General features: G+C 49.2%; 10 protein-coding genes and 1 pseudogene. 10 read left to right on the plus strand and 1 reads right to left on the minus strand.

Going from position 1 to position 10765, the window contains the following annotated elements; all coding sequences use genetic code 11:
- Positions 1-50 precede the first annotated feature (50 nt).
- Positions 51-1991, minus strand: a complete 1941-nt coding sequence (csrD, locus tag VJY99_RS01090) for an RNase E specificity factor CsrD (RefSeq protein WP_324115513.1) — start codon at positions 1989-1991, stop codon at positions 51-53.
- A gap of 284 nt (positions 1992-2275) precedes the next feature.
- Between csrD and msrP the strand changes: the two genes are divergently transcribed.
- From msrP to VJY99_RS01140, 10 genes and pseudogenes are all read left to right on the plus strand, one after another.
- Positions 2276-3280, plus strand: a complete 1005-nt coding sequence (msrP, locus tag VJY99_RS01095) for a protein-methionine-sulfoxide reductase catalytic subunit MsrP (protein ID WP_324115514.1) — start codon at positions 2276-2278, stop codon at positions 3278-3280.
- Between the two features lies 1 nt (position 3281).
- Entirely contained in the window at positions 3282-3881 is a 600-nt protein-coding gene (gene msrQ, locus VJY99_RS01100) for a protein-methionine-sulfoxide reductase heme-binding subunit MsrQ (protein WP_324115516.1), read from the plus strand.
- A gap of 232 nt (positions 3882-4113) precedes the next feature.
- A complete protein-coding gene (gene aroQ, locus VJY99_RS01105; protein WP_324115518.1) occupies positions 4114-4566 on the plus strand; it encodes a type II 3-dehydroquinate dehydratase in 453 nt (150 codons plus the stop codon).
- A gap of 21 nt (positions 4567-4587) precedes the next feature.
- A complete protein-coding gene (gene accB, locus VJY99_RS01110; RefSeq protein ID WP_324115520.1) occupies positions 4588-5061 on the plus strand; it encodes an acetyl-CoA carboxylase biotin carboxyl carrier protein in 474 nt (157 codons plus the stop codon).
- A gap of 10 nt (positions 5062-5071) precedes the next feature.
- Complete coding sequence (gene accC, locus VJY99_RS01115) at positions 5072-6418, plus strand: acetyl-CoA carboxylase biotin carboxylase subunit (protein ID WP_324115522.1); 1347 nt, start codon at positions 5072-5074, stop codon at positions 6416-6418.
- 241 nt (positions 6419-6659) lie between these two features.
- Positions 6660-6902, plus strand: a complete 243-nt coding sequence (locus tag VJY99_RS01120) for a YhdT family protein (RefSeq protein ID WP_232866333.1) — start codon at positions 6660-6662, stop codon at positions 6900-6902.
- Positions 6892-8346: a sodium/pantothenate symporter gene (panF, locus tag VJY99_RS01125; protein ID WP_324115525.1), complete on the plus strand. Its 1455-nt coding sequence runs from the start codon at positions 6892-6894 to the stop codon at positions 8344-8346. The genes VJY99_RS01120 and panF overlap by 11 nt, the downstream gene beginning before the upstream one ends.
- Positions 8347-8357: 11 nt before the next feature.
- Entirely contained in the window at positions 8358-9239 is an 882-nt protein-coding gene (gene prmA / locus VJY99_RS01130) for a 50S ribosomal protein L11 methyltransferase (protein ID WP_324115527.1), read from the plus strand.
- 401 nt (positions 9240-9640) lie between these two features.
- Positions 9641-10606, plus strand: coding sequence for a tRNA dihydrouridine synthase DusB (gene dusB / locus VJY99_RS01135; RefSeq protein ID WP_034459869.1), 966 nt, complete (start codon positions 9641-9643; stop codon positions 10604-10606).
- Positions 10607-10631: 25 nt separating this feature from the next.
- Positions 10632-10765 (plus strand): annotated as a pseudogene (locus VJY99_RS01140) (Fis family transcriptional regulator); the annotation flags it as partial.

Below are 10765 nucleotides of genomic sequence, written 5' to 3' on the forward strand. Positions count from 1 at the left end.
CTTGAGATGCAGCGCGCGTTATTCTACGTGAAATATTAATAAACGGCAGGTTAAACCGAGTATCTTTGCGAATATTTTTTCACGTTGCTGTCTAGTGGTTGAGAAGCCGCAATAAAATCCCCCTGAGCCCCCGCAACGCCTTTCTCCACCAGTGTCTGCCATTCTCTTCGCGTTCTCACTCCGACCGCAAAAATTTGCGTCTGAGTCCCATTACAAGCCTCGACCAGACTCTGAACAAACAACTGATTTTCGGTTCGTTTCTCAATGTTACGCACAAGCCCTGGATGCAACTTTATCAACTCCACATCCAAATCTTTAATATAAGAGGCGCTGACTACGGTCAAACCCGCCTGGGAGACAGCAACACGAGCCCCCAAAGCTTTAATCAAGCGAATGACAGGCTGTAAACGGCTGATGTGTTGACACACATCTGCCTCTGCAAGTTCAAAAAGAATACGTCGTCGCAGCGATTTTTCTGATTGCATCAACGCATCACGCAACCAACGCTGGAACGGGGCACGAATCAGTGACTCTACCGACACCTGAATAGCCAGCGTTTCTTCTGGCCAAAAACTGGCTAACGGTAACAATCGGGCGATGGTTTGTCGGTCATATTGCTCGGATAAACCAAACTGTTTCACCATTGGCAAGTATTCTGCCGCCAGAACTTCGTGTTCGCCGTCAAAAATCCGACACATTATTTCGCGATGATGCACGTAGCCATCACGCATCACCGCCGGTTTTTGGTAAAAGCGCGGGCCGCCACGCTGCAACACTTGCTCAATAAGCGTACGCCATTTCACATTGCCGCGCCCTTTTTCCGGCAAACTATCGTCATAGACCGACCAACTGTTTGCGCCTTGCAAGGACGCATTACGTGTCGCAACTTCCGCATTATCCATGACCTGCTCTTTGGACTGCCCGCTGCGCCATGCACAAATACCGATGTGCATCATGTCATTACGGTCGAGCATTCGCGTTGGAGGCAAGGTGTCGACGGCTTTCAGTAACTGGCTGGCAATACTGTCGGCTTCTTTTAATGTGCGATGCGGTAACAAAACAGCAAAATCACTGCGGAAATAACGTGCCAGCAAAGCACCGGGATAACGCATCACAAATGTCGACAACATATTAATAATGGTAAACAAATACTCTTCTACCTCATTTCTTCCCCATGTTTCATGCAAGGTATCAAAATCTGGTAGGCGAATAATCATCACCACGCCATGGACACCCACTTGCTCTTGTTCATCAAGTAAGGTCGCCAGTTGGTTATCAAAAAACAGACGATTATTCAGACCTGTTTTCGCATCTTGCGCTGCAAAAGCACGAATCAAGGTATCCATTCTGCCGCGTTGATCGCTCGCGTTTTGCAGATCTGAGAGCAATAAATCCAGCGCGCTACTGGCTTGAGGAGGCCATTCCAGCACCGAGCCACGCACTTCAACACCTCTTTCACCATTCAGGATACGTCGAGCTCTGCTTTCCAGTAACTCTTGTCCAACTAGCTGATTTTTCATCCAACGGATAGCAAAAAACAGCACGATAAGCATCAAGCCAATGGTGATAGAAAGTGGGACTGTCGTGAAAAGTGAACTGTAGTAATTCGCAACCGGATCGCGATAGGTAAGAGTAAGAAACATCCCCGGATGCTTCATTAATTCAACGGTCACGGTGCGAAAACTGTAGTTATTTCCCAGTAAACGATAGGTTTGACTCAATTTATGTTGGTAAACCGTGTTACCGCCCACTTTGAATGCCACCTCGGTGATATCAATGGGAACCATGACTTCGTTGAGGCGTTGGATCAAAGCATCTGGGGAACTTGAAACTAAATCGTTATCAATGATGGTGGCAACCGCCACCACTCGCTGATGAACTTTAAAATGCATCGCATTAAAGAAACTTAATGAACAACCCACCAGCGTCACAAAAATGGCGAGCCCGGTCAGCAGCGTCATAAAAGCAGAAAGTTTCGTCGTTAATCGCATCCTTGAGTTAACTCCGTTTGGTGAAGACAGACCCGTCTGACTTGATGCGGCATTACATAGCAAAAGAGCTATTCAGGCAAACACGGTGAACAAGCTTTCATCCATTGTTGCAAAGGATGTGTGTAAACACCGAGATTCAAGTATAGCCTTCATCGACTGTTATCCCATTAACGCCATCACAACTAAACATGTCTCCTTACTTAAGTTTCAATTTTTTGTGACAAATTCGCAGGGTTAAGCGTTCTCCGTCATGCTTAGCTTATAAAGTCACGCAGGAGAACAAGATGAAGAAGATAACCCGCTTTACTGAAGCAGATGTCACACCCGAGTCGGTGTTCATGCTCAAGCGCCGCCAGGTACTGAAAGCACTGGGCATCAGTGCGGCGGCTCTCTCGCTTCCTCAAACTGCGCATGCGGATATTCTCTCCTGGTTTAAAGGAAACGACAGGCCACCCGCACCATCGGGAAAACCGCTTCAATTCAGTCAGCCTGAACAATGGCAGGCAAAACTCTCCCTGACGCCAGAAGATAAAGTCACGGGTTACAATAACTTCTACGAGTTTGGTCTGGATAAAGCTGATCCTGCAGCCAATGCCGGAAGCCTAAAAACCGATCCGTGGAAAGTCACCATTAGCGGTGAAGTGGCAAAACCACTCACACTCGATCTTGACTCCCTCTATAAGAAATTCCCGCTGGAACAACGTATTTATCGGATGCGGTGTGTCGAAGCCTGGTCGATGGTGGTGCCGTGGATAGGTTTCCCACTGAGTAAACTGCTCACACTGGTAGAGCCCACCAGCAAGGCGAAGTATGTCGCATTCGAAACGCTATTTGCCCCGGAACAAATGCCCGGACAGAAAGACCGTTTTATCGGCGGTGGGTTGAAATATCCTTACGTAGAAGGTTTGCGTCTTGATGAAGCCATGCATCCTCTGACTCTACTTACCGTTGGCGTATACGGGAAAGCATTGCCGCCGCAAAACGGCGCGCCAATACGACTCACCGTGCCATGGAAATACGGATTCAAGGGGATAAAGTCGATTGTCAGTATCAAACTGGTTAGCGAGTTACCCCCCACCACCTGGAACATGGCTGCACCAGATGAATACGGGTTTTATGCCAACGTAAACCCAGGTGTTGATCATCCACGCTGGTCGCAGGCCAGCGAGCGATTCATTGGTTCAGGCGGTGTGCTGGATGTCACACGCCAGCCGACTTTGCTGTTTAATGGTTATGCCGACCAGGTTAGCTCGCTATATCGCGGTTTGAATCTGAAGGAGAATTTCTAAAGTGAGATTAACCGCAAAGCAGGTCACGCTGCTGAAAGTGGTGCTGCATCTCGCAGCCTTCCTGCCTTTTGTCTGGTTATTTTATGCCGCAAACCAGGGGCTTTTAAGTGCTGACCCAGCAAAGGATATCCAGCATTTTACCGGCAGAATGGCGCTTAAACTCTTGCTAGCGACGCTGTTAGTCACACCTTTGGCACGTTATGGGAAGCAGCCATTGCTGATTCGAACCCGTCGCTTGTTGGGATTATGGTGTTTTGCGTGGGCCACACTCCATCTGGTCAGTTACGCCATGTTGGAATTGGGTATCAACAATCTGGCACTACTGGGCCGGGAGTTGGTCACGCGTCCGTACCTAACTTTAGGCATTATGAGTTGGTTGGTGCTGTTATCATTGGCGGCAACATCGACACAATCGTTACAACGAAAACTGGGGCCACGCTGGCAAAAACTGCATAACTTCGTCTATCTGGTCGCCATTCTCGCCCCGATTCATTATCTATGGTCAGTAAAGGTTATCTCACCGCAACCGCTACTGTACGCCTTGGGTGCAACCCTCCTTTTAGCCTTGCGCTACAAGAAATTCCGTCAGTGGCGGCGTTAACGAAAGATATGCGTTGTTCCCCACAAAAAAGTGATCAACCGTCCCCTGCAAAGGGATACCTGTTGATCATCTTCCCTGATAAGACCAGTATTTAGCTGCCAATTGCTACGAAATCGTTATAATGTGCGACTTTGGTTTTTCTGACAGGCCATTTTCTGGCTCTGAAGGTGACAACCGAGCAACTTAGGTATATTTTGTCAAATACCTACAAATTGCAGGAGATGGCAGCACGATGTCGGCTAACTTTCACATTTTGCTTTTGAACGGCCCGAATCTTAACATGCTGGGTACACGCGAGCCCGAGAAGTACGGCACGCTGACTTTAGCCCAAATTGTTAACTCGCTCGAAGAAGAAGCAAAAACGCTAAATGTCTCGTTCAGCCACCTGCAATCAAATGCAGAATATGAATTGATCGACCGGATTCATCAGGCTAAAGACACTGTCGATTTTATTCTGATTAATCCGGCTGCGTTTACTCATACGAGCGTTGCACTGCGTGATGCCTTATTGGCGGTAGATATTCCGTTTATCGAGATACATCTGAGCAATGTGCATGCGCGCGAACCGTTCCGCCATCATTCATATCTTTCTGATAAAGCGGTTGGTGTCATCTGCGGATTAGGCGCTGACGGCTATTTATATGCACTACAGACGGCGGTAAAACGCTTGTCAAAATCCATCTAAACAAGAGTACGGAACCCACTCATGGATATTCGTAAGATTAAAAAACTGATCGAGCTGGTTGAAGAATCAGGCATTTCTGAACTGGAAATTTCTGAAGGCGAAGAATCTGTACGCATCAGTCGTACACCGGCAAACACCGGTTACCCAATGATGCAACAGGCTTATGCCGCTCCAATGTATCAGCCACAACCGCAGCCTGGCCTGTCTAACGTTGTTGCACCTGCCGCTCCGGCAGAAGCACCAGCGGCTGCTGAAATCAGTGGTCACATCGTGCGTTCCCCAATGGTCGGTACTTTCTACCGCACCCCAAGCCCGGATGCTAAATCATTTGTTGAAGTTGGCCAGAAAGTTAACGTTGGCGACACTCTGTGCATCGTTGAAGCGATGAAAATGATGAACCAGATCGAAGCTGACAAAGCCGGTGTGGTGAAAGCCATTCTGGTTGAAAATGGTCAACCGGTTGAATTTGACGAGCCGCTGGTCGTCATCGAGTAACGAGGCGATTATGTTGGATAAAATTGTCATCGCTAACCGTGGCGAGATTGCTCTGCGTATTCTTCGTGCCTGTAAAGAACTGGGCATCAAGACTGTCGCTGTGCACTCCACTGCGGATCGCGATTTAAAACACGTATTGCTGGCGGATGAAACCGTTTGTATCGGTCCGGCTCCGTCTGTAAAGAGCTATTTGAATATCCCGGCAATCATCTCTGCGGCAGAAATTACTGGCGCGGTTGCGATTCACCCGGGTTATGGCTTCTTGTCTGAAAATGCCAATTTTGCTGAGCAAGTTGAGCGTTCAGGCTTCATCTTCATTGGCCCACGTGCTGAAACTATCCGTCTGATGGGCGATAAAGTTTCTGCTATCAACGCGATGAAGAAAGCTGGCGTACCTTGCGTACCAGGTTCTGACGGCCCGCTGAATGACGATATGGATAAAAACCGTGACCATGCTAAACGCATTGGCTACCCGGTCATTATCAAAGCGTCTGGCGGCGGCGGCGGTCGTGGTATGCGTGTCGTACGTAGCGATGCCGAGCTGGAACAATCCATTAATATGACCCGTGCGGAAGCGAAAGCTGCTTTCAACAACGACATGGTCTATATGGAGAAGTACCTGGAAAACCCACGCCATATCGAGATCCAGATACTGGCCGACGGTCAGGGCAAAGCGGTTTACCTGGCAGAACGTGACTGCTCGATGCAACGTCGCCACCAGAAAGTTGTTGAAGAAGCGCCAGCACCGGGAATCACACCGGAACTGCGTAAATTCATCGGTGAGCGCTGTGCCAAAGCCTGTGTTGATATCAACTATCGCGGCGCGGGTACTTTCGAGTTCCTGTTCGAAAACGGCGAGTTCTACTTCATTGAAATGAACACCCGTATTCAGGTTGAGCACCCAGTGACAGAAATGATCACAGGCGTTGACCTGATTAAAGAGCAGTTGCGTATTGCTGCGGGTCAGCCACTGTCCATCAAGCAAGAAGACGTTCATGTTAAAGGCCACGCGGTAGAATGCCGTATCAACGCCGAAGACCCGAACACCTTCCTGCCAAGCCCAGGCAAAATCACGCGCTTCCATGCGCCAGGTGGTTTTGGTGTGCGTTGGGAATCCCACATTTACGCCGGTTACACCGTACCGCCGTATTATGATTCCATGATTGGCAAACTGATCTGCTACGGCGAAACGCGCGAAGTCGCGATTTCTCGTATGAAAAATGCGTTGGCTGAGTTAATCATTGATGGCATCAAAACCAACGTTGATTTGCAGACTCGCATCATGAACGATGAAAACTTCCAGCACGGTGGAACTAACATCCACTATCTGGAGAAGAAACTGGGCCTTCAGGACTAAGTTTTCTCAAGAAGTTACATCGTAATACCCGTTAGCATTCGGGTTGCAGGTAGGCGGCAAAAGAGCTTATCCCGATGAGCTTACTTCAGTAAGTGATTCGGGTAAGTGATTGCAGCCAACACCCCTGTAACTTGAAGGATTACGGGTATAAAAGGCCGGATTCCGGCCTTTTTCTTTTTATGATCTCCATCCCACTGCTATGCGATACAATCGCCACTTTCCGCTAACTCAAGGGACAATAATGGACGCGCGTTTTGTTCAGGCCAATAAAGAAGCCCGCTGGGCGCTTTGGCTAACCCTTCTCTATCTTGCAGCATGGTTAGTGGCTGCTTACTTACCAGGTAATGACATCGGTCCAACCGGTCTACCGCATTGGTTTGAAATGGCCTGCCTGCTGGTACCTTTGCTGTTCATTTTACTGTGCTGGGCAATGGTGAAATTTATCTTCCGTGATATTCCTTTGGAGGATGATCATGCAGCTTGAAGTCATACTGCCGCTGGTAGCTTATCTGGTGGTGGTTTTTGGCATTTCGATGTATGCCATGAAACGCCGCACTACGGGGAATTTCCTCAACGAATATTTCCTTGGCAGCCGTTCAATGGGCGGATTCGTGCTGGCGATGACACTCACCGCGACCTACATCAGCGCCAGTTCGTTTATCGGCGGGCCTGGAGCTGCCTATAAATATGGGCTCGGTTGGGTACTGCTGGCGATGATTCAACTCCCGGCTGTGTGGCTGTCTCTGGGTATTCTGGGCAAAAAGTTTGCCATTCTTGCGCGGCGCTATAATGCGGTGACGTTGAATGACATGTTGTACGCCCGTTATCAAAGCCGTCTGTTGGTGTGGTTGGCAAGTATTAGCCTGTTAGTCGCTTTTGTTGGTGCAATGACCGTGCAGTTCATCGGTGGTGCGCGTCTGCTGGAGACAGCTGCGGGTATTCCTTACGAAACGGGATTGCTGATTTTTGGTATCAGTATCGCGCTTTACACGGCCTTTGGTGGCTTCCGTGCCAGCGTTCTTAATGACGCGATGCAAGGAATGGTGATGCTGGTTGGGACGATTCTTCTGTTGGTGGGTATCGTTCATGCGGCAGGTGGCTTGCACAACGCGGTTGATACGCTCCAGCGTATCGATCCTAAACTTGTTTCACCGCAGGGTGCAGATGACATTCTTTCGCCAACGTTTATGACCTCGTTCTGGGTGCTGGTCTGTTTTGGTGTCATTGGCTTGCCGCACACAGCAGTACGTTGCATCTCTTATAAAGACAGCAAAGCCGTACACCGTGGCATTATTCTCGGCACGATTGTGGTCGCCATTCTCATGCTCGGTATGCACCTGGCGGGGGCGTTAGGCCGCGCGGTAATACCTGATTTGAAAGTACCCGACTTGGTTATCCCCACGTTGATGGTCACGGTGTTACCCCCCATCGCTGCGGGGATCTTCCTTGCGGCACCGATGGCGGCAATTATGTCGACAATTAATGCCCAGTTGCTGCAATCATCCGCTACGATCGTCAAAGATCTTTATCTGAATATGCGGCCGGAACAGATCCACAACGAAAAGCGCCTGAAAAGAATGTCATCGGTGATAACGCTGATTCTGGGTGCGTTGCTGCTACTCGCCGCCTGGCGTCCACCAGAGATGATTATCTGGCTGAACTTGCTGGCATTTGGTGGACTTGAAGCGGTATTCCTGTGGCCGCTGGTGCTGGGCCTGTATTGGGAACGCGCCAATGCTACAGGTGCGCTGAGCGCGATGATTGTCGGTGGCGGGCTGTATGCGTTGCTGGCGAGCTTCAAAATCCAGTTGCTGGGCTTCCACCCTATTGTGCCATCCCTATTACTCAGTTTGCTGGCGTTCCTGGTGGGCAACCGTTTCGGTCAGCCGCTACCTGTTCCAGCACTCGTTTCAACTACTGATAAATAAAGAGTTTCGCTATGCCATGGATTCAACTGAAAATTAATACCTCTGGCGGAAACGCTGAAGAACTCGGCGATGCGCTGATTGAAAGCGGTGCGGTTTCCGTAACCTTTCAGGACACCCATGACACACCGGTATTCGAGCCATTACCTGGCGAAACCCGTTTATGGGGCGATACCGATGTTATTGGCCTGTACGATGCAGAGACAGACATGGAGGAAGTGGTCGCAATCCTCGAAAACTGCCCACTTCTGAGCGTGGGTTTCCTGCATAAAATCGAACAACTGGAAGACAAAGACTGGGAACGCGAATGGATGGATAACTTCCACCCGATGCGTTTTGGTCAGCGCCTGTGGATTTGTCCAAGCTGGCGTGATGTTCCCGATGCGACTGCGGTGAACGTGATGCTGGACCCAGGCCTTGCGTTTGGAACCGGGACTCACCCAACCACTTCGTTGTGTCTGGAATGGCTTGATAGCCTGGACCTGGCAGGAAAAACGGTCATCGATTTCGGTTGTGGCTCAGGTATTCTTGCGATTGCCGCCCTGAAACTGGGTGCGGTCAAAGCGATTGGTATTGATATCGATCCGCAAGCTATTCAGGCCAGCCGTGATAACGCCGAACGCAACGGTGTTTCTGAGCTTCTGGAACTGTATTTACCTCAAGACCAGCCAGAAGCCATGAGCGCCGATGTCGTGGTCGCAAACATCCTGGCAGGCCCTTTACGTGAGTTAGCACCATTAATCAGCGTGCTGCCGGTTGAGGGCGGTTTCCTGGGGCTTTCTGGCGTTCTTGCGAGCCAGGCGGAAGGTGTTTGTGAAGCGTATCAGGACAAATTCACCCTCGATCCTGTTGCCGAAAAAGAAGAATGGTGCCGTATTACCGGTATCAAACGCTAAAAAGTGCACATCAGTAACGTGGTTTTAGACCACGTTACTGAATCACAATCTCGCCAATCTTCATGCCCTTCAGAACAATTCATCACCGTGATATATCGTAATAAAATGAGATGCCGATCGCAGAAAATCACTGATTTTGATGGTTTAACCAGCAATTTATCGCGTGTCTATCGAGTAAATAATCATGAATTACGACTGATTATAGCGAAAATATAAAAGCGCACAAATCAACCAAAGCAACATAACCAATTGAAATTAATATTTAATTTATTTGTGTTGTGGTGCGAGATGCAGATTCATTGATCTACGACAGCTGATTGTTCAAAGTTTGGCCTTTCATCTCAGGTCAAAAATGCGTAATATACGCCGCCTTGCAGGCAAGTATGGTCATTTCTTAACTCATGCGCATTGGACAACACCAGCTTAGAAATCGACTGATAGCAGCACCTATGGCTGGCATCACTGACAGACCATTCAGGACACTGTGTTACGAGATGGGAGCCGGGCTAACCGTTTCCGAGATGATGTCCTCTAACCCTGAAGTTTGGGCGAGTGATAAGTCACGTTTACGGATGGTGCACGTGAATGAACCGGGTATCCGCACCGTGCAAATTGCCGGTAGTGATCCTGACGAGATGGCAGAGGCCGCACGCATTAACGTGGCTAATGGCGCCCAGATTATTGATATCAATATGGGATGCCCAGCAAAGAAAGTGAATCGAAAACTGGCGGGCTCCGCTCTGCTGCAATACCCAAGTCTGGTGAAGTCTATCCTGACAACGGTAATTAACGCAGTTGACGTACCTGTCACGTTGAAGATTCGCACTGGCTGGGATACGGCGCACCGTAACTGTGAAGAGATTGCCCAACTGGCTGAAGACTGTGGCATTCAGGCTTTGACAATTCATGGACGCACACGCGCCTGTTTATTTCAGGGAGATGCTGAATACGACAGTATTCGGGCAGTAAAGCAGAAAGTTTCCATTCCGGTAATCGCGAATGGTGACATTACCGACCCGCTTAAAGCCAGAGCTGTGCTCGACTACACAGGGGCTGATGCTCTTATGATAGGACGTGCAGCTCAGGGAAGACCCTGGATCTTTCGGGAAATCCAGTATTATCTGGACACTGGAGAGCTGCTTCCTCCCCTGCCTCTGGCAGAGGTGAAGCGCTTACTTTGCGGGCATATTGGGGAACTTCATGACTTTTATGGTCATGCAAAGGGATACCGAATTGCTCGTAAGCACGTTTCCTGGTACTTACAGGAACACGCTCCAAATGACCAGTTTCGGCGCACATTCAACGCCATTGAGGATGCAAGCGAACAGCTTGAGGCGTTGGAGGCATACTTCGAAAATCTTGCGTAATTAGAAATAAAGAGCTGACAGAACTATGTTCGAACAACGCGTAAATTCTGACGTACTAACCGTTTCAACCGTTAACTCACAGGATCAGGTTACCCAAAAACCTCTGCGTGACTCCGTGAAACAGGCACTGAAGAACTATTTTGCTCAACTGAATGGTCA

It is taken from the genome of Buttiauxella sp. (assembly GCF_035271705.1).
Lineage (GTDB): Bacteria > Pseudomonadota > Gammaproteobacteria > Enterobacterales > Enterobacteriaceae > Buttiauxella.

Coding starts and splice junctions, on each gene's coding strand:
- accC (WP_324115522.1), top strand. CDS start 5,072: ATGTTGGATAAAATTGTCATCGCTAACCGTGGCGAGATTGCTCTGCGT.
- msrP (WP_324115514.1), top strand. CDS start 2,276: ATGAAGAAGATAACCCGCTTTACTGAAGCAGATGTCACACCCGAGTCG.
- csrD (WP_324115513.1), bottom strand. CDS start 1,991: ATGCGATTAACGACGAAACTTTCTGCTTTTATGACGCTGCTGACCGGG.
- aroQ (WP_324115518.1), top strand. CDS start 4,114: ATGTCGGCTAACTTTCACATTTTGCTTTTGAACGGCCCGAATCTTAAC.
- panF (WP_324115525.1), top strand. CDS start 6,892: ATGCAGCTTGAAGTCATACTGCCGCTGGTAGCTTATCTGGTGGTGGTT.
- prmA (WP_324115527.1), top strand. CDS start 8,358: ATGCCATGGATTCAACTGAAAATTAATACCTCTGGCGGAAACGCTGAA.
- accB (WP_324115520.1), top strand. CDS start 4,588: ATGGATATTCGTAAGATTAAAAAACTGATCGAGCTGGTTGAAGAATCA.
- VJY99_RS01120 (WP_232866333.1), top strand. CDS start 6,660: ATGGACGCGCGTTTTGTTCAGGCCAATAAAGAAGCCCGCTGGGCGCTT.
- dusB (WP_034459869.1), top strand. CDS start 9,641: ATGCGCATTGGACAACACCAGCTTAGAAATCGACTGATAGCAGCACCT.